This is a genomic window from uncultured Allobosea sp., from assembly GCF_945956895.1.
Lineage (GTDB): Bacteria > Pseudomonadota > Alphaproteobacteria > Rhizobiales > Beijerinckiaceae > Allobosea.
Genome location: NZ_CAMFJF010000006.1, coordinates 68,216 through 90,319 on the forward strand (window position 1 = coordinate 68,216; position 22,104 = coordinate 90,319).

Below are 22,104 nucleotides of genomic sequence, written 5' to 3' on the forward strand. Positions count from 1 at the left end.
TTCTTCACGGAGCGTTAACCATAAATTGCGCCAATGGAGACGCGCGCAACGGCTGCCGTCATGCGGCGCCTTGCCGCCGGCCAAGGCACGGGGGCAACGTCGGCCGGGCCGAATCGCTCATGGCCACCGGTTTGAAGGAGTTGGCTCGCACCCATGCTGATCGTCTGCCCATCCTGCGCGAGCCAGTATGAGCTCGACGCGGCCAAACTGGGGCCGGAAGGGCGCAAGGTGCGATGCGCCGGCTGCAAGACGTCGTGGCATGTCGAACCTACCGCATTTCCCGAGCCGCCCAGCGCGGCGGAGACCCAGGCGCTGCTCGCCGAGGAGCTGGAGCGCGCCGCGTCGATCGAGGCCGAGATCACCGCAATCGCCGCCGAAGGCGCGCGCCAGGATGAGGCCGGGGAGGCACCTGCCGTCGAGGCGCCGCCTGCCGCCGGGCCGAAGCGCCGCGGCAAGCCTTCCGGCAAGGCGCGCAAGGCGCCAGGCGCCATTCTGCGTCGCGGAGGGGCCGGGCTGCCGGCTGTTGCCGCGCTCGCGGGACTTGTCTTGCTTGGCGGCGTGGTCTGGCAGCGCGAGGCGGCGGTCCGTGCGGCGCCGCAGCTTGCAGGCCTGTTCGAGAAGATCGGCATGCCCGTCAATGTCCGGGGTCTCAGCCTCAGCTCGATCGAAAGTGGCCTCGTCGAGGACGGGCAGAACCGCTTCCTCGTCGTCGAGGGGGATGTCACCAACGTCACCAAGAGCAAGACCATGGTGCCGCCGATCGAGGTTGCGGTCAGGGATGCCGCCGGCGCGACGCTCTACACCTGGACGACCGAGCCGCCGCGCACGAGCTTGCAGCCGGCGGAGCTGATCCGCTTCCGGGCACGGCTGGCCTCTCCGCCGGAGCAGGGGCAGTCGGTCAGGGTGCGCTTCACCTCGGCGCAGAGCGCGGCCAATCTCGCCAGCAAGCACTGAGGCTGCTAGGACGGGTATCTGTCGACCGAGCCGGACCAGCAGCCGGACGGTGTTCACATATTGTCGCCTCAACAGGCCTTCGGCGCATCGGCGTCACGCGGGGCCGGCTGCGGCCGGGTATCGAAACGGAGTCATCATGCCGGAACGGCGCATCAGGGTTCTCTACGACGAAGCGACGATCGCGCGGCGCAACGAGGAGATGGCGCAGGCCATCGCGGCCAGCAACCCGAAGGACCTGCTCGTCGTTGCCGTCCTGAAGGGCAGCTTCATGTTCGCCGCCGACCTGATCCGGGCGATGCACCGCACCGGGCTCTCGCCGCAGGTCGAGTTTGTCCATCTGTCGAGCTATCTCTCGGGAACCGTCTCCTCGGGCCAGGTCGAGATCCTGCGCGATGTCCAGAGCGAAGTGCGCGGGCGCGATGTGCTGCTGGTCGACGATATCCTCGAATCCGGCCGGACGCTGGCCTTCGCCAAGGACCTGCTGGCGGCGCGGGGGGCTGCCAAGGTCTCCACCGCCGTGCTGCTGGAGAAACCGCATAAGCGGGCGGTCAACATCCAGGCGGATTATGTCGGCTTCGAATGCCCCGACTATTTCGTGGTCGGCTACGGCATGGACGTGGCCCATTCCTATCGACAGCTGCCCTTCGTCGGCGTGGTCGAGACCGATGATCAGGCCGGATTACCCGGTATCTGAGGAGCGTTCATGTCACGTATTCTGGTCGTCGATGACGAGGAGCCGCTGCGCGTGCTGGTCGCGCGCGGCCTGAGCCTCGATGGACATAGCTGCCTGACCGCATCGGACGGGGCCGAGGCGCTCGACATCCTCGAAGCCGAGCAGGGGCGCTTCGACCTGCTGCTGACCGATATCCGCATGCCGCTGATGGACGGGATCGCGCTGGCGCTCGCCGCCAAGCAGCAGTTCCCGGAGCTGACGATCATGCTGATGACCGGCTATGCCGAGCAGCGCGAGCGGGCCAAGAGCCTTGAGACGATCGTGTCTGAGGTGATGGCCAAGCCCTTCACCATCGCGGAATTGCGCGCGACCGTGATGAAGGTGATCGAACGCTCGATCGGGTAGCTGTATTGCGGGACCCGCGCGACGGCCAGCATTCCAACGGGCGCCTTCTGCGTGGTCAGGTCCAAATCCCCTTCGCCTTCGCGAGATAACGCGCCCGTTCCGACAGCCCGTTGCGGCCGCCGTTGATCAGCCTGGTCACGCGTTCGCTATCGTCGGCATCGGCGGCTACGTTGATGGCGCGCTCGGTCCAATAGGCGAAAGCGACGCGCAGCGAGGTCTCTGGCTCCTTCGCCCGCCCGGGCTCGGCTTCGAGGTCGATGCCGAGGATCTGGCCGAAGCGGTGGTAATTGGCTCGGCCGGTCAGCTGGAAGATGCCGCGGCCGTGATAGCGGATGCCGTCGCCGGTTTGGGTGTTGCCGAGATCGCGCCGGCCCTCGTAGCGGACGAAATAGGCGGGACCGCCATATTCCTCGAGCGTGCGGAAGCCGTCGGTCTCATGGGCGGCCTGCGCCAGGAAATGGCAGATGCGCAATTGCGTCGTGACGGCGTGGTCGTAGGCGAGTTGATCGAAGCGCTCGGCGATGCCGGCGACGATCGCGGCATTGGCTGAGGGAGCGAGACCCAGCAGGCGCTCGCGGGTCACAGCCAAGGCCGGTTCGGTGGGACGACCGGGGCCGAACCAGGTTCCGATGGCGCGCATCGACATGAAAATGCCCTCCCGAGAAGGAGGGCATCATCGCCGCTGCCGCGAGGCCGGGGATAAAATGCGCCGGCGAGAGGAAATCAGCCGCTGACGGCGGTGTACTCGGTTTCGATCGAGGAGGTGTGAACCTCGTGGTCGAAGCCGTAGATATGGATCGAGATCGCTTCGCCCGGTCCGAAATTGCGCATGCGATGGATATTCGGGCCCGAGGGCAGCATGCAGGCGACATAGCCGGGCTTGCGCTCCTGCTCCTCGGTCGGCACGGCGCGATTGGTGTCGATGGCGCGATACCAGGTCTCGGTCACGGTGCCGGAGACCACGCCGAAGCAGCAGGAGCAATGATGGTCGTGGATCGAGGTGGCCGAGCCCTCGCCCCAGACGATCGCCCAGACGCTGACGGCCTCGTTGCCCGCGAGCAGGTTGCGGCTATAGCTGCCGGCCTTGCGCTCCAGCGGCAGGCGCTGGATCAGGTCGGGCATGGCGACGAACTCCTGCAGCACCTCGCGCGCGGCGCTCAGATAGTCGCGCGTCAGCGTGCCCGCATCGGTCCGCAGGTTGCGCAACACGGCCCCGCGCCGCTCCTCGCTAAGAAAACCCTGCATGCCATTCCCCTCTCGATCAGTTGGAGAAATCATACGCGTCGAAAGCGGGAAGCGGTTTGCGGAGATGGAGAATTTTCATCCCCATTTGGAATTATATGCCCATCATGCGATAATACATGGAAATTATTCTCTGCTTCACTCTCCAAGAGGGAAGCAGATTCCGATTTTCGCGAGGAGCCATGGCCAAGCTCGATGCCTTCGACCTGCGCATCCTGGCGCGCTTGCAGGAGGATGCGAGCCAGCCGCTCGCCGAACTCGCCGAGGCGGTGGGACTGTCATCCTCGCCCTGCTGGCGGCGGGTGCAGAAGCTGGAGGAGGGCGGCTATATCAAGCGGCGCGTCGCCCTGCTCGATCGTGACAAGCTCAAGGCCGGCGTCACCGTCTTCATCGCGGTCAGGACGGCGCGGCATTCGATGGAATGGCTGGAACGCTTCCATGCCGCCGTGCAGGACCTGCCGGAGATCGTCGATTTCTACCGGATGAGCGGCGAGATCGACTACCTGCTCAAGGCCTGCGTCTCCGACATCGCCGCCTATGACGCGCTCTACAAGAAGCTGATCTCGCGCATCGACCTCAGCGACGTGACCTCGATGTTCGCGATGGAGGAGCTGAAGTCGACCTCGGCGATCCCGCTGGGCTTTGCCGAGCGCTAATCCGCAGAGCCATGACAAAGGGAGCGGCTTACCGCTCCCTTCGTCGCTCCGACAGGCCTGATGGCTCAGAAGCGGTAGGTCACGCCCGCGGCGATCAGCCAGGGGTCGATCTTGACCTTGCCGGCGACAAGGCCGTTGTTCACCTTCACCTTGGGCTCCAGGAAGAGCTTCTTGACGTCGAAGTTGAAGCCCCAATGCTGGTCGATCATATAGTCGAAGCCGGCCTGGAGGGCGAAGCCGAAGGAGTCCTTCAGGTCGAAATCGGTGAAGCCGCCCTTGGCCTTCTCGTTGAAGAACACGGTGTAGTTCACGCCCGCGCCGACATAGGGCTTGAAGGCGCCGAGATCGGTGAAGTGGTATTGCAGCATCAAGGTCGGCGGCAGCAGCCAGGCTGAGCCGATGCGCGCCCCGGCAAGGCTGCCCGCGCCCTTCACGTTATGCGGGGTGACGCCGAGGACGAGTTCGGCGGCGATGTTCTTCGTGAAGAAATAGGTGATGTCGAGCTCGGGCACGACCGAGTTCGAGATATCGACCTTGCCGCCGACGATTGGCGCGCCGCCGATGTTCAGGCTGGCCTTCTCCTGCGGGACGACGAAAAGCGCACGGCCGCGGATCATCCACGGGCTCCACTGCGTCAGGACAGGCGCGATCGGGGCCACCTTGGTGGACGGCAGGTCTGCCGCCTGCGCGCCGGTCAGCGCGGTGGCGCCGAGCAGCGCGGCGGCGAGGGAAAGGGTGATCGAACGAAACGTCATGGCGGAAGCCCCTGGAGTGGTAAGCCGGGCTGCCTGTCGGCATCTCCAGCTCATGGCTCCATCAGCGCCTGTTTCGCGCGACGCGAATTGATGCGGATCAACCGCGGGGGAGGCGGCGGCCTGCTGTGACTTTCAGGTCACGGAAGCCGATCAGGCCTTCGTGACCTTCTGATAGTCCTTCACGTCCGAGAAGGTGATGTCGGGCGCGCGCTCGGCGTCGTATTTCAGCGTGAACTGGCTGGACGCCATGAAGACCGGGTCGCCGTCGAGATCGTCGGCCATGGCCGAGGGCTTGTGGCCGACGAATTTCTGCAGCGCCACCTTGTCGTCCGAAGAGACCCAGCGGGCGATCGAGAACTGGCAGGGCTCGAAATCGACGGGCAGCGAATATTCGGCGTCCATGCGCTCCTTGAGCACGTCAAGCTGAAGGGCGCCGACGACGCCGACGATGGCGGGCGCGCCGTCATGCGGCAGGAAGAGCTGGACGACACCTTCCTCGGCCATCTGCTGTAGCGCCTCGCGTAGCTTCTTGGCCTTCATCGCGTCCTTGAGCTTGACGCGGCGCAGGATTTCCGGGGCGAAGCTCGGCACGCCCTTGAAGACGATGTCCTCGCCCTCGGTCAGCGTGTCGCCGATGCGCAGGGTGCCGTGGTTCGGCAGGCCGACGATATCGCCGGCGAAGGCCTCCTCGGCGATCGAGCGGTCGCGGGCGAAGAAGAATTGCGGCGCGTTGAGCGGCATCGGCTTGCCGGTGCGGACGAGCTTGGCCTTCATGCCGCGTGACAGCTTGCCCGAGCAGATGCGCATGAAGGCGATGCGGTCGCGGTGGTTCGGGTCCATGTTCGCCTGGATCTTGAAGACGAAGCCGGTCATCTTCGGCTCGTCCGCCTCGATCGGGCGCTTGTCGGATGCTTGCGCGCGCGGGCTCGGCGCATAGCGGCCCAGAGCATCGATCAGGTCGCGCACACCGTAGTCGCGGAGCGCCGCGCCGAAATAGAGCGGGGTCAGATGGCCCTCGCGGAAGGCCTGGAGATCGAAGGGCTTCAACCCCTCGGCGGCGAGGAAGACTTCCTCGCGCCAGGTCTCGGCGGCGCCGTGCGGCAGCAATTCGTCGAAGAGCGGATCGTCCCAGCCCGAGACCTGGCGGTCCTCGGCGCGCTCGTCGCCCTTCTGGTTGCGGCGGAAGGTATTGGCCTTGAGATCGTAGGTGCCGACGAATTCGCGGCCGCGACCGACCGGCCAGGTCATCGGCGCGACGTCGAGCGCCAGCGTCGTCTCGATCTCGTTGATCAGGTCGAAGGGGTCGCGCGTCTCGCGGTCGACCTTGTTGATGAAGGTGACGATCGGGATGTCGCGGAGCCGGCAGACCTCGAACAGCTTCTTGGTGCGGTCCTCGATGCCCTTGGCGGCGTCGATCACCATGACGGCGGCGTCGACCGCAGTGAGCGTCCGATAGGTGTCTTCCGAGAAGTCCTCGTGGCCGGGCGTGTCGAGCAGATTGAAGACGTGGCCGCCATATTCGAAGGTCATCACCGAGGTGACGACCGAGATGCCGCGCTGGCGCTCGATCTTCATCCAGTCTGATGAGGTCTGGCGGCGGCCCTGCTTGGCGCGCACCTCGCCGGCGAGCTGAATGGCGCCGCCGAAATAGAGCAGCTTTTCGGTCAGCGTCGTCTTGCCCGCGTCCGGATGCGAGATGATGGCGAAGGTGCGCCGGCGCGCATGCGGTGCAGCGGAGGCCGCGGACGCTTCAAGGGTCGAAAGATCGGTCATGGCGCGCATGAAGACGGAAGGGGGGCGGAAGTCAATTGCGCTTGTTCGTTACGCCGCGTCGTCATTGCGAGGAGCGAAGCAACGAAGCAACCCAGGGGACTGGCTGAGCCGCTCACCCAGTCCCCCTGGGTTGCTTCGCTGCGCTCGCAATGACGGAGAGGACGGCCTTCCTGTTCAATTCTTCAGCCGATAGCCCGTCTTGAAGATCCAGCCGACGGTCGCGATGCAGGCGGCGAGGAAGATCAGGGTCATGCCGAGGCTGACACCCAGGCTGACATCGGCGAGCCCGTAGAAGCTCCAGCGGAAACCGCTGATCAGGTAGACCACCGGATTGAACAGCGTCACCGTCTGCCAGAAGGGCGGCAGCATCGAGATCGAGTAGAAGGAGCCGCCGAGGAAGGCGAGCGGTGTCACGATCAGCAGAGGAATGACCTGCAATTTCTCGAAGCCATCGGCCCAGATGCCGATGATGAAGCCGAACAGGCTGAAGGTCGTCGCCGTCAGCACGAGGAAGAGCAGCATCATCACGGGATGCTCGATCCGCAGCGGCACGAAGAAGGCGGCGGTCAACAGGATGATCAGGCCGAGCAGGATCGACTTGGTCGCGGCCGCGCCGACATAGGCGATCACCGCCTCCCACCAGGCGACGGGGGCGGAGAGCAATTCGTAGATCGTGCCGGTGAATTTCGGGAAATAGATCGCGAAGGAGGCGTTGGCGATGCTCTGCGTCAGCAGCGAGAGCATGATCAGGCCGGGCACGATGAAGGCGCCATAGGGCACGCCCTCGACCGATTGCATGCGCGAGCCGATCGCGCCGCCGAAGACGATGAAATAGAGCGAGGTCGAGAGCACCGGCGAGACGATGCTCTGCAAGGGCGTACGCCAGGTGCGGGCCATCTCGAAGCGGTAGATCGCGGCGATGGCGTGCAGGTTCAGGCCAGTCATCAGCGGCGCTCCTTGACGAGGCTCACGAAAATGTCCTCGAGCGAGCTCTGGCTGGTGCTGAGGTCGCGGAAGCGGATACCCGCCTCGGCCAGGCCCTGCAGCAAGGTGGTGATGCCGGTGCGTTCGGCCTGTGTGTCGTAGGTGTAGACGATCTCGTCGCCGGCGGCCGAGAGCTTGAGGTCGAAGCTCGCCAGTGCCTCCGGCACGGCCGCGATCGGCTGCTGGAGCTGGAGGGAGAGCTGCTTCTTGCCGAGCTTGCGCATCAGCTCGGCCTTCTCCTCGACCAGGATGATCTCGCCCTTGGAAATGACGCCGACGCGGTCGGCCATCTCCTCGGCTTCCTCGATATAATGGGTCGTCAGGATGATGGTGACGCCCTCGTCACGCAGGCGGCGCACCATCTGCCACATGTCCTGCCGCAGCTCGACATCGACGCCGGCGGTCGGTTCGTCGAGGAAGAGGATGCGCGGCTCGTGCGAGAGCGCCTTGGCGATCATGACGCGCCGCTTCATGCCGCCCGAGAGCATGCGGATCTGGCTGTCCTTCTTCTCCCAGAGCGAGAGGTCCTTGAGGATGCGCTCGATCAGGGCCGGGTCCTTCGGTTTGCCGAAGAGGCCGCGACTGAAATTCACCGTGGACCACACCGTCTCGAAGGCGTCGGTGGTCAGTTCCTGCGGCACGAGGCCGATGGCCGAGCGGGCGGCGCGGTAATCGCGGAGGATGTCGTGGCCATCGGCCGTGACCGTGCCGGTGCTCGGCCGGACAAGGCCGCAGATGATGCTGATCAGCGTCGTCTTGCCGGCGCCGTTGGGGCCGAGCAGGGCGAATATCTCGCCGCGCCTGATCGCGAGGTCGACCGATTTCAGCGCGCTGAAGCCGGAGGCATAGGTCTTCGAGAGGCCGGAGACCGAGATGATCGGCGAAGTCGTGTCTGGCATGGGCGGCATATAGGGGAGCTGTTGCGTGGTTGCGATGGCGGGATCATGCCGGGAAAGCATGATCGCCTGTCAGTTCATGGCGGGAAGCGCCGCCGCAAACGAGAAGGCCGGGCGCTGGGCCCGGCCTTCTCCAAGCGACGCAGCCGAACGCTACTTCATGAAGAACCACAACAGGATGACGAAACGCATGTGCAGCCCCTCGTTGGATCAACGATGCTGCGGCAACATCTTTCGGAGGGAGGACGTTTCTTTCCAGGGCTTGTCAGGCCGTTTCGAAAGCCTCGGCGCTCGGATGCCATTGCGGGTGGTAGCCGTGCTCCAGCGCCGCGAGCGTAGCGGGGGGCGTGAGCACCGTTACGAAGCCGGTCGGGCGTTCGCGCCGGCCGACATAACCACCGGGCGACCAGAGCAGGGCGGACGCCCCGCGCAGCGCCAGGAAACCTTCCTCGTTGCCGGAAAGCAGCATCGTGCCGTCGGGCAATCGCTCGGCCGGCAGCCGATGCGTGCGCTTCATCCGGCCGTCCCGGCGATCGGCGTCGAGGATGCGGTCGATCTCGGGAAAGAGCGGCGTCTCGGGGAGACCGAGGCCACGGACGAGCGCCTCGCGATAGGCGAGCGCATCCTGTCGCCGGCATTCCATGCAGGGGCGATGCCCTGCGGCGAGCGCCGTCACCTCGTCGCAGAAGAACAGTTCGGTATAGCCGCGGCCCCAGACCTTGCGCTTGCGCCCCTTGAAGGAGAGGACGCAGCAGAGCCACTGGCGCGTCGCCTGCATGCGGGTGGGGACTTCATGCGCCGAGGGGTCGTGGAAGCGGCCGCCACGGTTGCCATAGAAGGTGCCGCGCGCCGGATCGGCGAAGAGCGTGCCATCGGGTCTGACGCGGTTGGGAAGGGGCATGTGATGGCTCGCCGAGCTTGATCGTCATCAGCATTGCGACCGGGGGCGACAGGCCATGGCAGCAGCGCCCGGCCCTGCGGCGTTGCGACGGTTGGCGCATCAGATGACCTAAGGCAAGCTGGTGCCATCCGGAAAGGCGGGGGCGGTGATGGACGACACGCGCAACGCGGCTGAGGTTCAGGCGTCGCACCCCGCGCCGTCGCGGCTGATCGCGCATCCCGATCGAGGCACGATCCTGGGCGAGGTGCATGCCCGCCCCTTCGCGCCGATGGCGACACCGAGCCGCGTCCTGCATTTCGCCTTCCTGACCGATGGCGAGCAGGCCGCCGCGGATCGCGCGGCGCTGGCGCGCTTCTGTGCCGAGCGCGGCGTCGCCGGCCCCTTGGAAGGGGCCAAGCATCATCGCGCACGGCTCAACGATACCGGGCTGCGCTGGGAGCAGCATAGCGAGTTCACCACCTATAGCTGGGAATTGCCGGCCAATGGCGGCCAGCCCTTCGAGCCGCCGCCCACGATGCTGCCGCAGCCGATGCTCGAACTGCCGCAACCGGGGCCGCATCTCGTCTCGGTCGACCTGCATCTGATCGTCGAGCGGCCGACCGAGGGGTTCGACAGGCTTTTCGATGCCTCCAGCCTGGCGGTGGTCTCGGTCGATGGCGGCGCGGCCATGGCGGCGACCGATTTCCGGGCCTGTGCCGACGGGTTCGTCCGCATCCTGGTGCGGGACCGGGCATTGACGCCGGCTCAGGCGGGCGCGCTGGTGCAGCGTCTGCTGGAGATCGAGACCTACCGCACGCTCGCCCTTCTCGGCCTGCCCGAGGCCCATCGCGTCGGGCCCTTCGTCCGCTCGACGGAGGAGGCGCTGGTGCGCATCGCCAGCACGATGACGCGGACCGACGGACTTGCCGCCGACAACGCCCTGCTCGACGAGATGACGGCGCTCGCCGCCAGGCTCCAGGCTGAGGCGACCGTGGCCGGCTACCGCTTCGGCGCCAGCCGCGCCTATAGCGACATCGTGCAGCAACGGCTTGCCGCGATCGGCGAGCAGCCGCATGAGGGCTGGCCGACGATCTCTGCTTTCCTGTCGCGCCGGATGGCGCCGGCGATGCGGACCTGCCAGATGCTGGTCGGGCGGCTGGCCGATCTCTCGCGCAATCTGGGGCGGGCCTCCAACCTGCTGCGCACCCGCGTCGACGTCGCGCTGGAGCAGCAGAATCGCGACCTGCTGGCCGCGATGAACGAGCGCACACGGCTGCAACTGCGCCTGCAGCATACGGTCGAGGGCCTGTCGGTCGCTGCCATCGCCTATTACGTCGTCAGCCTGTTCGGCTATCTCGCGAAGGGAGCCAAGGAGGCGGGCTGGCCGATGCCGGATATCGGCGTCGCGACGGCCCTGTTCGTGCCGGTGGCGCTGGCCGGCGTCTGGCTGGCGGTCAGGCGCATCCGACGCGGGCATCACGAAAGTTGAGTTCGCACGGACAGAATTGCGCCGCTTTTCTGCGGTCCCGTCAGCGGAGGCTTAACGCTAGAAGCAAGTCGGCTGCGGCCCCTAATGCATTTGAAGGGGTTTCGGCGGCATTCTCGCCGTGACAAGGCCATATCTCGATGGCCCGGATCTGAGGGAAACATGGATCTGATCGTACGCCTGTTCCTGCGTCTCGGCGCACTGCTTGCGCCGCCTGTCGCGCCGCAACCCGTTCCCGTGCCGGTGCGCAGCCGCGGTCCTCGCCGGCTGGTCGACCCGAGAGCCTGAAGCGTTCCGCACCGTTCGATCGCAGCCTCCAAGGCGGCAGGCTCGTCGACGGGCAACAAAAATAGGCCGGCTTGCGCCGGCCTTTTGAGTCTTGGGTCTCGAAACAGGGCCGTCCGGGGAAGCTCAGTAGTAGCCGCAGACCCGGCGGTAGCCGATGACATTGCCCCAGCGGTCGAAGCGTTCGACCATGTCGCAGGAGCGGACGGGGGCCGGGGCGTCATAGTAGCCGTAGCCATAGGCGGGGCGGGTGGCGCCTGCGATGATCGCGCCCGCAGCGATGGCCCCGACCACACCGGCCCCGACACCCCAGCCGCCGTAGCGGTAACCCCAGCGCGGGCGCGCCTCGGCGCCGGAAGCCATGAAGGTGGCGGCCAGGGTCACGGCCGCGAGGGTCGCGGTCAGCGTCTTGCGGAACGTGGTCATGCTCGTCTCTCCCGATCGTTGCGAGAGCGAAGATGTCGCCCTCTATGCCCATTGGTCGCGGGCACGGATCGATCGGTTCAAAGAGACGGGGAATTATTTTCCGGACCAGTCCGGGCATGCCCCGCGGCAGCCATTCGGCGAGAGGCTCGGGCCGAAAGGGGCGGTGGCGTCGCTCCCGGGCGGGAACGACGCCACGAAGGTTGCCGGTGGCAAGCGGGCGTTCCTGCCGGGATTGGCCCTCCCGCCCGCAGCAATGGGCCATCCGGCGTCAGCCAGACGCAATCCGATAGGTGTCAGACCTTGGCCGCGCTGGCGGCCGCGTCGATATTGGCGACGAGTTCGGCATCGAGGCCGAGCGAGCCGGCGAGACCGGCGAGGAAGTCCTTCTCGGCGGCATTGTCCGGATTGATGGCGATGCGCGCCGCCGTGTAGATCTGCGCGGCAAGCTCGGGGCTCTCGGCCGCCTCGACCAGCGTATCGATCGAAGCCGGGTTCGCCAGCTCCTGCGCCAGCCACTCATGGGCCTCCTGCTCGAGGCCAGCCTCCTTCAGGCCGCCGAGGATGGCATTGCGCTCCTCGGCGTCGATATGGCCGTCGGCGGCCGCTGCCGCGATCATCGCGCGGATGAAGGTCAGTGTCGTCGCCTCGCTCGCCGCCTGCGGCTCGAAGCCGGTTCCGGCCGGGGCGGGCAGCAGCTCCTGCTGGCTGGCGTCGAGCAGCGGTTTGCCGGCCTGATAGTTCTGGTAGGCCTTGTAGGCGAGGCTGCCGATCAGGGCGAGGCCACCAAGCTTGGCGGCGGAGCTCGCGACCGCGCGGCCCGTGCTGGTGCCGAAGACAAGGGCGCCGAGGCCGCCGAGCACCGCAGTCGCCAAAGCCGGGTTGCTGTTGAACATGCCCTTGGCCTGCTCGATCAGCTGGTCGGGCGTCCTGCCGCCGGTGACCCGGCCGAGCGCATCGCCGGCGCCTTGCTGCACGCCCGTCTGGCGCGCCGCATCGCCCAGGCCCTGCGTCGCCTGGGTCAGGATCTGCCCCGCCAGTCCGCCGAGGCCGCCCGAGCGCTGGACCTGATCGGCCAGCCCGCCGAGCATGCCGCCGAGGCCGCCCTGCTGCCCGGCCTGTGCGCCGGCCTGGCTGCCGGCGCTGATCAGGGCGTCGAGCAGGGATTTGGCGTTGAACATGTCTCTGTTTCTCCTGTTGGCGGCCGTCATGCCGCGCAGTCGAGATCGATCAGCCGCATGAAAGCGGCGCGACCAAGGCGCCAGTTTGCACAGCTCGGCGCTCAAGTCATCGGCAGAGGTAGCAGTCCCGGTTCCTTCAGCGTTTCCAGCGCGATTTCAGAGCGGACGCGGGCCACGCTCTCATGCGGCATCAGGATTTCGTTGACGAGCTGGGCGAGCGCCTTCAGGTCGCCGACCGCGACCTTGAGCAGATAATCGGCTTCGCCGGTCAGGGCATGGGCTTCGAGGATCGCGGGCGTCAATCGCACGAGGTCGCGGAAGCGGCGGGCATTGTCGCGGGTATGGGTATCGAGCGCGACATGGATGAAGACGATGACGCCGAGGCCGACGGCGGAAGGCTCCAGCGCCGCGCGGTAGCCGCGAATCACGCCTTCCTGCTCCAATCGCTGCCGCCGGCGCGAGACCTGGCTCGCGGACAGTCCGACCGTTTCGGCCAGCGCTGCGTTGGTCAGGGAGGCGTCGTTCTGGAGCGCGTCCAGAAGGCGCCAGTCGAGAGCGTCGAGCGTAGCCATATCATGCATCCATGGCGCCATTGATGCGTAGATCATGCATCGAGATTTCTGAACGAGGCAAGTTTGCATGCAAATCGCCTGATGCTTGCGCGATCATGGGCCATCCCGACAAGAGCAGACAGGAGGAATGCCCATGGGTCCGTTTCCGCACGACGCCGCTCCGCCCGCGATCTCGGCTGCCAACCCAATGGGGACGGACGGTTTCGAATTCGTCGAGTTCGCCCATCCCGAGCCGGAGAAGCTCGGCGCCCTGTTCGAGACGATGGGCTTCACCAAGGTCGCACGCCACCGCTCGAAGCAGGTGACGCTCTATCGGCAGGGCGACGTGAATTTCGTTGTCAATGCCGAGCCCGATTCCTTCGCCCAGGCCTTCGCGGTTCAGCACGGCCCCTGCGCCTGTGCCATGGCTTTCCGCGTCGTCGATGCCAAGCACTCCTTCGAGCGGGCGGTTTCGCTCGGCGCCGAGCCCTATGAGAGTGCGATCGGGCCGGGCGAACTCGCGATCCCCGCCGTGCGCGGCATTGGCGGCTCGCTGCTCTATTTTGTCGATCGCTATGGCGAGAAGGGCTCGATCTGGGACGTCGATTTCGAGTGGATCGGCGAGCGCGATCCGCATCCGGAGCAGGCCGGCCTGTATTACCTCGACCACCTCACCCATAACGTCATGCGCGGCCGCATGGACCATTGGGCCGACTGGTACGGCAAGCTGTTCAATTTCCGCGAGATCCGCTTCTTCAATATCGAGGGCAAGCTGACCGGCCTGATCTCGCGGGCGCTGACCTCGCCCTGCGGCAAGATCCGCATCCCGATCAACGAGTCGCTCGACGACAAGAGCCAGATCGAGGAATACCTGCGCCAGTACAAGGGCGAGGGCATCCAGCATGTCGCGATGGGTTCGCGCGACATCTATGCCAGCGTCGAGGCCCTGCGCGGCAACGGCCTGCCGTTCATGCCGTCGCCACCCGCGACCTATTACGAGAAGGTCGATGCCCGCGTGCCGAACCATGGCGAGCCGGTCGAGCGGCTCAAGGCCAATGGCATCCTGATCGATGGCGAGGGCGCGGTCGCGCTCGGCGAGAAACAGGGGCGGATGAGCAAGGTGCTGCTGCAGATCTTCTCGGCCACGGTGGTCGGACCGATTTTCTTCGAGTTCATCCAGCGCAAGGGCGATGACGGTTTCGGCGAGGGCAATTTCCGCGCACTCTTCGAATCGATCGAGGAAGACCAGATCCGCAGGGGCGTGCTGAGCCCGGCGGCTGCGGAGTAAATAGGCCAGGCTCCAGCAGCATCAGACGTCATTGCGAGCGCAGCGAAGCAATCCAGGGGCGGTAGAACTCTACGTTCCCCTGGATTGCTTCGTCGCTGACGCTCCTCGCAATGACGGAGAGCATCGATCGGGCGAAGGGCAATTCCTACGGCGTGAGCTTCCGCATCAGGAGCGGCGCCCCGACCGCCGGGTCCTTGCGCCACTGGCCGTTCTCGAAGACGAGGTCGGTGCCGTGGCCGCGCCGGGCGACGAGCGTCAGGCGGCCCTCGGCATAGCGCCAGCCGACGGGGTCGAAGATGGTCAGCCCGGTATCCGGACACATCCCCTCGAAAGCGGCGGCCTGGCGGCCATCGGCAGATGCGGGCGAGAGCACGAGCCGGCAAGCCTCGCGGTTCTGCTGGCGCATCAGGACATAGCGGCCCGGCAGGGAAGAAGGCGCTGGCGCCGTCGCGGGGTCGACGGCCGTGATGCGCTGGGCCGCGCTCGCCGCCGGATTCTGTGGGGCTTTCGGGGAAACGCGCGGATGGTCCCGCGACGCGAGCTTGTAGGCCTTGCCGTCGCTGCCCTTGCCGTCGAGGCCGGCTTCGGGCGTACCGCTCTGGAAACCGACGAGTTCCTTGCCGCCAGCATCCATGAACTGGGGCTGTCCGCTCCCGTTCAGCGTCCAGGACACGGCGGTGTCGAGGATGGGCAGAGCACGCCGGCAGGTGGCAGGGAAGCGCAACTGGCGCCGATTGCCGGCTGGCTCCGCACCGAGGGTGACGGTGCAGCTTTTCGATGCATCGGCGAGCCCGAGCTCCCAGGCGCCCAGCCAGCGGCGGATCGCCTCAGGAGCCTTGTCGGCGCCACGCGGCAGCGGCGCCGTCTGGGCGACCGCCGGCAGGGCGCCGGCGGCGAGGATCAGGAGCGGCAGCAGCCGGCGGATCAGGCCTTTTTCCATGGTGTCTCCGACACGGGCGTCAGCGGCCCCTTGCCATCGAACCATGAAACCATGTTGTCGACCAGAAGCTGGCCCATCGCTTCGCGGGTATGGACCGAAGCCGAGCCGACATGGGGCAGCAGCACGGCATGCTCGATCGCGATCAGCTCTGCGGGCACGCGCGGCTCGTCCTCGAACACGTCGAGGCCGGCGGAGAGGATGGTCTTGTCGTTGAGCGCCTTGATCAGCGCCTGCTCGTCGACGACCGTGCCGCGACCGACATTGACCAGGATGCCGTTGGGGCCCAGCGCCTTCAGCACCTCGGCATTGATGATGTGATGGGTCGAGGCTCCGCCCGGCGCGACCGAGATCAGCGTGTCGACATCGGCGGCCATGTCGACCAGCGAGGGATAGTAGGGATAGGACACGTCAGGCTGGCGCGAGCGGCCGTGATAGACGACCGGCAGACCGAAGGCCTCGACACGCTGCGCCACCGCCTTGCCGATGCGGCCGAGGCCGACGATGCCGACCTTGCGCCCGCGCAGCGAGGTGGTGAGCGGATAGGCGCCCTTCAGCCACTTGCCTTCGCGCAGGTAGCGATCGACCTGTGGGAGCTGGCGGACGGTGGCGATCAGCAGGCCAAGCGCGAGATCGGCGACCTCGTCGGTGAGCACGTCGGGCGTGTTGGTGACGGTGAGGCCGCGCCGGCCCGCCTCGGCAGCGTCGACATGGTCGTAGCCGACGCCGAAGCTGGAGATGACCTCAAGCTTGGGCAGCGCATCGAAAAGCGCGCCGTCGACCCGGTTGTGGCCGCCGCCGGCGGCGACGCCGCGCACGCGATCCGCGACCTCGCGCAGCAGGGCATCGCGATCCGCCGCCTTCCACAGTTCGTGGACGGTGAAGCGCGCCTTGAGCTGGTCGGCGGCATAGGCCATCAGCGGGCCGGTCATGACGATTTCGGGCTTGGTGGAGGCTGTCATTGTCGGGCTGTCCGTGTGGGGTGGCGAAGGTCGTTGATTCGGCTGGTCTGAATCGATTAAAATGCAATGGCGCAGCCTGCCGGGACGGCATAGCCCCGCCGCCGCATGAGCGCTATCCGAACACGCTTCGCTGTCGATGCGAAGCGTTTATTTAGTATGCTTTATTCTGGCGATCTTCCCAGTCTCCGTGGCGACATGCGTGCCGAGCGATGCCAGCGTCGTGTTCAGGCTGTCGATGACCAGGCCGGCCATGCGGGCCGAGGCGAGGTCGCCGTCGCGATCGATGATGGCGAGCAGCACATGCTCGTGGTCGGGCAGGGATTCGATATAGGCGGCCTCGTCGCCCGTCTTCAGCAGCAATGACCATTGCAGCGTCGCGATGACTGCGCTGGAGAGGCATTGCAGCGCGGCGTTCTGGCACGCGGCGAAGATCGCTTCGTGGAAGGCGAGGTCGGCCCGGATCGTACTTTCGGCGTAAGGCGTGCCGTCGGCCATGCCGCGATAGGCCGCCTCGATGCGGGCGATATCGGCCGAGGTCCGGCGCTGTGCGGCGAGGCGGGCGGCGCTGGGCTCGACGAAACGGCGCAACTCGAAGAGATCGCGGATGAATTTCTCGTTGGGATCGGCCTCGAAATGCCAGGACAATACGTCGGGGTCGAGCAGGTTCCAGCGTTCGCGCGGCGCGGCGCGGGTGCCGCTCTTCGGGCGCGCCTCGACCAGCCCCTTGGCGGTCAGGATCTTGACAGCCTCGCGATAGGCGGTGCGCGAAACCGATATTTCCGAGCGCAGGTCGTCCTCGTTCGGCAGGACCTCGCCGGCCCGGACGCTGCCGGTGATGATCGCGACGGCGAGCTTCTGGGCGACCTGGCCGAAAAGCCGGTCCGGATTGAGCGTCGTCGGCCGCGAGAAGTCGCGTACGCGCATCGCTGGTACCCCTCCCTCGGGCGCCTCGGGTCAGCCTGAATTTGCGGCATGGCCGAGGCTGTGGCGGCGCTTGACAGGGCCGCTTCTATCGTATGACTTTATCGTAGATTGGAACGGACACAATCGCCCGGAACAGGGATGTCCGCTTTCATCATTCGGTCACAAGAAGCCGATTGTGGTCACAAGCCGCCCAAGGGCGAGCCTGGGATCAGGGAACGGAAAGCAGGGAAGGACGGCATGGCCTCAGTCCAGATCGCCGATGTGCGCAAGGCCTACGGGTCGACGCAGGTCATTCACGGCGTCGATATCGACATCAACGACGGCGAGTTCGTCATCCTGGTCGGCCCGTCGGGCTGCGGGAAGTCGACCCTGCTGCGCATGATCGCGGGGCTCGAGAACATCTCGGGCGGCGAGATTCGCATCGGGCCGAAGGTGGTGAACGACGTTCCGCCGAAGGAGCGCGACATCGCCATGGTGTTCCAGAACTATGCGCTCTATCCGCATATGACGGTCGCCGACAACATGGCCTTCTCGATGAAGCTCCGAAAGGCGCCGAAGAGCGAGATCGACGAGCGCGTCAACAAGGCTGCGCAGATCCTGGGCCTCGCCAAGCTGCTCGATCGCTATCCGCGCCAGCTCTCCGGCGGCCAGCGTCAGCGCGTCGCCATGGGCCGCGCCATCGTGCGCGATCCGCAGGTCTTCCTGTTCGACGAGCCGCTCTCGAACCTCGACGCCAAGCTGCGCGTGCAGATGCGCACCGAGATCAAGGAGCTGCACCAGCGCCTGAAGACCACCACGGTCTATGTCACGCACGACCAGATCGAGGCCATGACCATGGCCGACAAGATCGTCGTGATGCATGACGGCATCGTCGAGCAGATGGGTGCCCCGCTCGATCTCTACGACAACCCGGCGAACCTCTTCGTCGCCGCCTTCATCGGCTCGCCCTCGATGAACCTGCTCAAAGGCAAGATCGTCGGTAACGGCTTCGAGACCGAGGGCGGCACGGTCTGGCCGATCGGCAAGCACCCGATCGGCTCCGATGGGCTGTCAGCGGTGCTGGGCATCCGCCCCGAGCATATCCGGCTCGATCCCAACGGCCTGAAGGCCGAGGTCGCGGTCGTCGAGCCGATGGGCTCGGAGACGCAGGTCGTCGTCCGCTGCGGTGGGCAGGACCTGACCTGCATCTTCCGCGAGCGCATCTCGGCCAAGCCCGGCGAGACGATCGGCATCACCCCCGATACCAGCGTGACGCATCTTTTCGACGCCGCGACCGGCAAGCGGATCTAGGGCACGCAACCGTCCGGATTGCGCTGCGATCCGGTCGAGCCGCGCGTTCTTGATGCCTAGGTTCGAGACGGCTTCCGATCCGGGCGATCCAGCCCGATCGGGCCAGCTCCAAGGAATTCGCCGCCGCGCAAAAGGCGGGCGGCGGATGATCGCTGTCAACGCCCATCATCATGCAGGACGGTGGTCCCATGCAGGCCGCCGCCGCACCAACGGAGGAGACGGTTTCCATGAGCATTTCAAGAAGAGACGTTCTGATCGGCGGCGCCGGGCTCGCCGCGGGGGCGACGCTGCCGCTCGCGCCGTCCATCGCGCAGGCCAAGATCGAGCCGGGCGCGAGCTTACGCGTGCTGCGCCCGACCAAGTTCGTCGATCCCGACCAGGCCATCTTCAACGAGAACACCGAGGCCTTCACGAAGGCGACCGGCGTGCAGGTCAAGGTCGACTATGCCGGTTGGGAGGATTTGCGCCCGCAGACGGCTGTGACCGCCAATACCGGCGCCGGGCCGGATGTCGTCGTCGGCTGGGCCGATGATCCGCATATCTTCTCGGACAAGCTGATCGACCTTACCGACATCGCCGAGGGGCTCGGCAAGAAATACGGCGGCTGGTACCCGATCGCCGAGAAATACGGCAAGAAGGACAAGACCAGCCAGTGGGTCTCGATCCCGATGGGCGCCTCCGGTGCGCCGGCGGTCTATCGCGAATCCTGGGTCAAGGAAGCGGGCTTCGACACCTTCCCGAAGGATCTCGACAACTTCCTCAAGCTCTGCCGCAAGCTCAAGGAGATCGGGCATCCCGCCGGCTTCGCGCTCGGCAATGCGGTTGGTGATGGCAACGCCTTCTGCAACTGGCTCGTCTGGACCCATGGCGGCTACATGGTCGACGAGAACAACAAGGTCGCGATCAACTCGAAGGAGACGATCGAGGCGCTGAAATACGCCAAGGCGCTCTACGAGACCTTCATCCCCGGCACGCTCTCCTGGCTCGACATCAGCAACAACAAGGCGCTGACGGCCGGTGAAATCGGCCTGACCCAGAACGGCGTCTCGCTGTATTTCTCGATCAAGAACTCGAAGGACGAGAAGACCGCGGCGATCGGCAAGGACCTGAACCACGCCACCATGCCGGTCGGTCCGCTCGGGCGCCCGTCGGAGCCGGCGCTGATCATCAACGCCATGGCGTTCAAGCACACGAAGTTCCCGAACGCCGCGAAGGAATATCTCCGCTTCATGATGGAGAAGGAGCAGTACGACAAGTGGCTGACCGGCTGCTACGGCTACTGGACACAGCCGCTGAAGGCCTATGCGGAGAGCAAGGTCTGGTCGAGCGATCCGAAGATCGTCGTCTATCGCGACACCTGGGAGCGGGCGCTCTGGAGCGGCTACAAGGGCTCGATCAACGAGGCTGCCGGCACGGTCAACGCCGAATACGTGGTCGTTCAGATGGTCGCTTCCGTCTGCTCCGGCCAGGCGACGCCGGAAGAGGCTGCCAAGGAAGCCGAGCGCCGCGCCAAGCGCTATTACCGGACCTGATGCGCGCCCTGCGCTGACCCGGAGACACGCGGCCGCCGGTTCGCCCGGCGGCCGACGAGAAATCGTATCGGAACTGTCTGGGACGTAGCTTCTACGTTTTGGCCCGATGCCACCGCCGACCTGAACGCGAGGGCGCCATGGCCGTAGCTGCCGCCGAAGCGCGAACCGTCCACAGCCTGCAACACAACTGGCTGGTGCGTCTGTTCGACTACAAGCCGTTCCTGATCTTCCTGTGCCTGCTGCCGGCGGCCGGCTTCCTGCTGGTCTTCCTCAGCTATCCGCTGGGTTTGGGCATCTGGCTCGCCTTCACCGACACGCGCATCGGCCGCGTCGGGCAGTTCATCGGCTTCGAGAATTTCGAGTCGCTCTGGTACGACAGGGTGTTCATCACCTCGGTCTGGAACACGCTGCTCTATACGGGCGTGGCGACGTTCGGGAAATTCGCGCTCGGCCTTTGGCTGGCGCTGCTGCTCAACAACCATCTGCCGTTCAAATCGCTGCTCAGGGCGATCATCCTGATTCCCTGGATCGTGCCGACCGTGCTCTCGGCCATCGCCTTCTGGTGGATCTACGATCCGCAGTTCTCGATCATCTCCTATGTCCTGGTCGACGTGCTCGGCTGGCGCGACACCTATATCGACTTCCTCGGCCAGCCCTGGCCGGCGCGGTTCTCGCTGATGGCCGCCAATATCTGGCGCGGCATCCCCTTCGTCGCGATCAGCCTGCTAGCCGGTCTGCAGACGATCTCACCCTCGCTCTACGAGGCCGCGATGCTGGACGGCGCCAATTCCTGGCAGCGCTTCCGGCATGTGACGCTGCCGATGCTGATGCCGATCCTGGCGGTGGTGCTGACCTTCTCGGTGCTGTTCACCTTCACCGATTTCCAGCTGGTCTATGCGATCACCCGCGGCGGGCCGGTCAACGCAACGCATCTAATGGCGACGCTTGCCTTCCAGCGCGGCATTCCCGGCGGCCAGCTCGGCGAGGGCGCGGCGATTGCGGTCGCGATGATCCCGTTTCTCGTGATGGCGACGCTGTTCAGCTATTTCGGCCTCGCCCGGCGCAAGTGGCAGCAGGGGGAAGACAATGACTGATCAAACCCTCGGAGCGCGCCCGCATCTGACCGACAAGGAGCGCGACGGCGTCATCGACTGGTCGTCCGGCCCGCGGCGCTTCATCACGCTCTACCTGCCGCTGTCGCTCTTCCTGCTCGTGCTGCTCTTCCCATTCTACTGGATGGCGATCACGGCGATCAAACCGAACGCGGAGCTGCTCGACTACAAGAACAACAACCCGTTCTGGGTGAAGTCGCCGACGCTGGAGAACATCCACAAGCTGCTCTTCCAGACCGATTATCCGCAATGGCTGTGGACCACGATGATGGTCGCGGCGGTGGCGACGGCGCTCTCGCTGTTTTCCAGCGTGCTCGCCGCTTATGCGATCCAGCGCCTGCGGTTCAAGGGCTCGCAATATGTGGGCCTCGCGATCTACCTCGCCTATCTCGTGCCGCCTTCGATCCTGTTCATCCCGCTCGCGACGCTGATCTTCCAGTTCGGCCTGTTCGACTCGCCGCTCGCGCTGATCCTGACCTACCCAACCTTCCTGATCCCGTTCTGCACCTGGCTCCTGATCGGCTATTTCAAGTCGATCCCTTACGAGCTCGAGGAATGCGCGATGATCGACGGGGCGACGCGGTTGCAGACGCTGTGGCGGATCACCTTGCCGCTCGCCATGCCCGGCCTGATCTCGGCCGGCATTTTCGCCTTCACTCTGTCCTGGAACGAGTTCATCTACGCGCTCGCCTTCATCCAGTCGGCGGAGAAGAAGACGGTTCCGGTCGCGGTGCTGACCCAGCTCGTCGAGGGCGACGTCTATCACTGGGGCTCGCTGATGGCCGGTGCCTTGCTCGGCTCGATCCCCGTGGCGATCCTCTATTCCTTCTTCGTCGACTACTACGTCGCGTCCATGACGGGCGCGGTGAAGGAGTAACCGGCGCTGATGCCGGCTGTCTTGCGGGCATGGCGTAA

Annotated in this window: 24 protein-coding genes; 11 read left to right on the top strand and 13 right to left on the bottom strand. The window is 65.8% G+C overall.

Annotated elements, in window-relative coordinates:
* Nucleotides 1-153: 153 nt before the first annotated feature.
* The 3 genes from Q0Q02_RS05755 to Q0Q02_RS05765 all read left to right on the top strand — a co-directional run bounded on the left by Q0Q02_RS05755 (nt 154) and on the right by Q0Q02_RS05765 (nt 2,032).
* On the top strand, nt 154-954 hold the full coding sequence (locus Q0Q02_RS05755) for a zinc-ribbon domain-containing protein (RefSeq protein ID WP_293807639.1): 801 nt from the start codon (nt 154-156) through the stop codon (nt 952-954).
* 136 nt (nt 955-1,090) lie between these two features.
* Complete coding sequence (gene hpt / locus Q0Q02_RS05760; RefSeq protein ID WP_293807640.1) at nt 1,091-1,648, top strand: hypoxanthine phosphoribosyltransferase; 558 nt, start codon at nt 1,091-1,093, stop codon at nt 1,646-1,648.
* Between the two features lie 9 nt (nt 1,649-1,657).
* Nucleotides 1,658-2,032, top strand: a complete 375-nt coding sequence (locus Q0Q02_RS05765) for a response regulator (protein WP_293807641.1) — start codon at nt 1,658-1,660, stop codon at nt 2,030-2,032.
* A 55-nt stretch (nt 2,033-2,087) separates the two neighbouring features.
* On the opposite strand, the gene Q0Q02_RS05770 is transcribed toward Q0Q02_RS05765, so the two are convergent.
* Nucleotides 2,088-2,678 (bottom strand): glycoside hydrolase family 19 protein, encoded by a 591-nt coding sequence (locus Q0Q02_RS05770; RefSeq protein WP_293807643.1) that lies wholly within the window; start codon nt 2,676-2,678, stop codon nt 2,088-2,090.
* 77 nt (nt 2,679-2,755) lie between these two features.
* Nucleotides 2,756-3,277 (bottom strand): cysteine dioxygenase family protein, encoded by a 522-nt coding sequence (locus tag Q0Q02_RS05775; protein ID WP_293807645.1) that lies wholly within the window; start codon nt 3,275-3,277, stop codon nt 2,756-2,758.
* Between the two features lie 179 nt (nt 3,278-3,456).
* Here Q0Q02_RS05775 and Q0Q02_RS05780 point away from each other — a divergent pair, with 179 nt between their 5' ends.
* A complete protein-coding gene (locus Q0Q02_RS05780; RefSeq protein ID WP_293807647.1) occupies nt 3,457-3,930 on the top strand; it encodes an Lrp/AsnC family transcriptional regulator in 474 nt (157 codons plus the stop codon).
* 65 nt (nt 3,931-3,995) lie between these two features.
* Here the strand turns inward: Q0Q02_RS05780 and Q0Q02_RS05785 are convergent, their stop codons facing one another.
* The 5 genes from Q0Q02_RS05785 to Q0Q02_RS05805 form a co-directional block, all read right to left on the bottom strand.
* Nucleotides 3,996-4,685, bottom strand: a complete 690-nt coding sequence (locus Q0Q02_RS05785) for an OmpW family protein (protein WP_293807649.1) — start codon at nt 4,683-4,685, stop codon at nt 3,996-3,998.
* 150 nt (nt 4,686-4,835) lie between these two features.
* Nucleotides 4,836-6,458 carry a peptide chain release factor 3 gene (locus Q0Q02_RS05790; RefSeq protein WP_293807650.1) on the bottom strand — a complete coding sequence of 541 codons (1,623 nt, stop codon included), beginning with the start codon at nt 6,456-6,458 and terminating at the stop codon, nt 4,836-4,838.
* Nucleotides 6,459-6,632: 174 nt separating this feature from the next.
* A complete protein-coding gene (locus tag Q0Q02_RS05795) occupies nt 6,633-7,394 on the bottom strand; it encodes an ABC transporter permease (protein ID WP_293807801.1) in 762 nt (253 codons plus the stop codon).
* Nucleotides 7,395-7,402: 8 nt separating this feature from the next.
* Nucleotides 7,403-8,341, bottom strand: a complete 939-nt coding sequence (locus Q0Q02_RS05800) for an ABC transporter ATP-binding protein (RefSeq protein ID WP_293807803.1) — start codon at nt 8,339-8,341, stop codon at nt 7,403-7,405.
* A 262-nt stretch (nt 8,342-8,603) separates the two neighbouring features.
* Nucleotides 8,604-9,239: a hypothetical protein gene (locus Q0Q02_RS05805; protein ID WP_293807652.1), complete on the bottom strand. Its 636-nt coding sequence runs from the start codon at nt 9,237-9,239 to the stop codon at nt 8,604-8,606.
* Nucleotides 9,240-9,387: 148 nt separating this feature from the next.
* On the opposite strand from Q0Q02_RS05805, the gene Q0Q02_RS05810 reads away from it, so the two are divergent.
* Nucleotides 9,388-10,707, top strand: a complete 1,320-nt coding sequence (locus Q0Q02_RS05810; protein WP_293807654.1) for a DUF3422 domain-containing protein — start codon at nt 9,388-9,390, stop codon at nt 10,705-10,707.
* Between the two features lie 159 nt (nt 10,708-10,866).
* Complete coding sequence (locus Q0Q02_RS05815) at nt 10,867-10,992, top strand: hypothetical protein (RefSeq protein WP_293807656.1); 126 nt, start codon at nt 10,867-10,869, stop codon at nt 10,990-10,992.
* Nucleotides 10,993-11,115: 123 nt separating this feature from the next.
* On the opposite strand, the gene Q0Q02_RS05820 is transcribed toward Q0Q02_RS05815, so the two are convergent.
* The 3 genes from Q0Q02_RS05820 to Q0Q02_RS05830 form a co-directional block, all read right to left on the bottom strand.
* Entirely contained in the window at nt 11,116-11,415 is a 300-nt protein-coding gene (locus tag Q0Q02_RS05820; RefSeq protein WP_293807658.1) for a hypothetical protein, read from the bottom strand.
* A gap of 293 nt (nt 11,416-11,708) precedes the next feature.
* A complete protein-coding gene (locus Q0Q02_RS05825; RefSeq protein WP_293807660.1) occupies nt 11,709-12,593 on the bottom strand; it encodes a DUF533 domain-containing protein in 885 nt (294 codons plus the stop codon).
* A 101-nt stretch (nt 12,594-12,694) separates the two neighbouring features.
* A complete protein-coding gene (locus tag Q0Q02_RS05830; protein ID WP_293807662.1) occupies nt 12,695-13,165 on the bottom strand; it encodes an Lrp/AsnC family transcriptional regulator in 471 nt (156 codons plus the stop codon).
* A gap of 133 nt (nt 13,166-13,298) precedes the next feature.
* Here Q0Q02_RS05830 and hppD point away from each other — a divergent pair, with 133 nt between their 5' ends.
* Nucleotides 13,299-14,432, top strand: a complete 1,134-nt coding sequence (gene hppD, locus Q0Q02_RS05835) for a 4-hydroxyphenylpyruvate dioxygenase (protein ID WP_293807663.1) — start codon at nt 13,299-13,301, stop codon at nt 14,430-14,432.
* A gap of 145 nt (nt 14,433-14,577) precedes the next feature.
* Here hppD and Q0Q02_RS05840 read toward each other — a convergent pair whose 3' ends face one another.
* The 3 genes from Q0Q02_RS05840 to Q0Q02_RS05850 all read right to left on the bottom strand — a co-directional run bounded on the left by Q0Q02_RS05840 (nt 14,578) and on the right by Q0Q02_RS05850 (nt 17,255).
* Nucleotides 14,578-15,372, bottom strand: a complete 795-nt coding sequence (locus Q0Q02_RS05840) for an AprI/Inh family metalloprotease inhibitor (protein WP_293807665.1) — start codon at nt 15,370-15,372, stop codon at nt 14,578-14,580.
* Nucleotides 15,357-16,301: a 2-hydroxyacid dehydrogenase gene (locus tag Q0Q02_RS05845; protein ID WP_293807804.1), complete on the bottom strand. Its 945-nt coding sequence runs from the start codon at nt 16,299-16,301 to the stop codon at nt 15,357-15,359. The genes Q0Q02_RS05840 and Q0Q02_RS05845 overlap by 16 nt, the downstream gene beginning before the upstream one ends.
* 177 nt (nt 16,302-16,478) lie before the next feature.
* Nucleotides 16,479-17,255 (bottom strand): FadR/GntR family transcriptional regulator, encoded by a 777-nt coding sequence (locus tag Q0Q02_RS05850; RefSeq protein WP_293807666.1) that lies wholly within the window; start codon nt 17,253-17,255, stop codon nt 16,479-16,481.
* A 237-nt stretch (nt 17,256-17,492) separates the two neighbouring features.
* Here Q0Q02_RS05850 and Q0Q02_RS05855 point away from each other — a divergent pair, with 237 nt between their 5' ends.
* From Q0Q02_RS05855 to Q0Q02_RS05870, 4 genes are all read left to right on the top strand, one after another.
* A complete protein-coding gene (locus Q0Q02_RS05855) occupies nt 17,493-18,545 on the top strand; it encodes a sn-glycerol-3-phosphate ABC transporter ATP-binding protein UgpC (protein ID WP_293807668.1) in 1,053 nt (350 codons plus the stop codon).
* Nucleotides 18,546-18,772: 227 nt separating this feature from the next.
* Nucleotides 18,773-20,077 (top strand): extracellular solute-binding protein, encoded by a 1,305-nt coding sequence (locus Q0Q02_RS05860; protein WP_293807669.1) that lies wholly within the window; start codon nt 18,773-18,775, stop codon nt 20,075-20,077.
* Between the two features lie 137 nt (nt 20,078-20,214).
* Entirely contained in the window at nt 20,215-21,171 is a 957-nt protein-coding gene (locus tag Q0Q02_RS05865; RefSeq protein WP_293807671.1) for a sugar ABC transporter permease, read from the top strand.
* Nucleotides 21,164-22,066 (top strand): carbohydrate ABC transporter permease, encoded by a 903-nt coding sequence (locus tag Q0Q02_RS05870; protein ID WP_293807673.1) that lies wholly within the window; start codon nt 21,164-21,166, stop codon nt 22,064-22,066. Before Q0Q02_RS05865 ends, Q0Q02_RS05870 begins: the two co-directional genes overlap by 8 nt.
* The last annotated feature ends 38 nt before the right edge of the window (nt 22,067-22,104 follow it).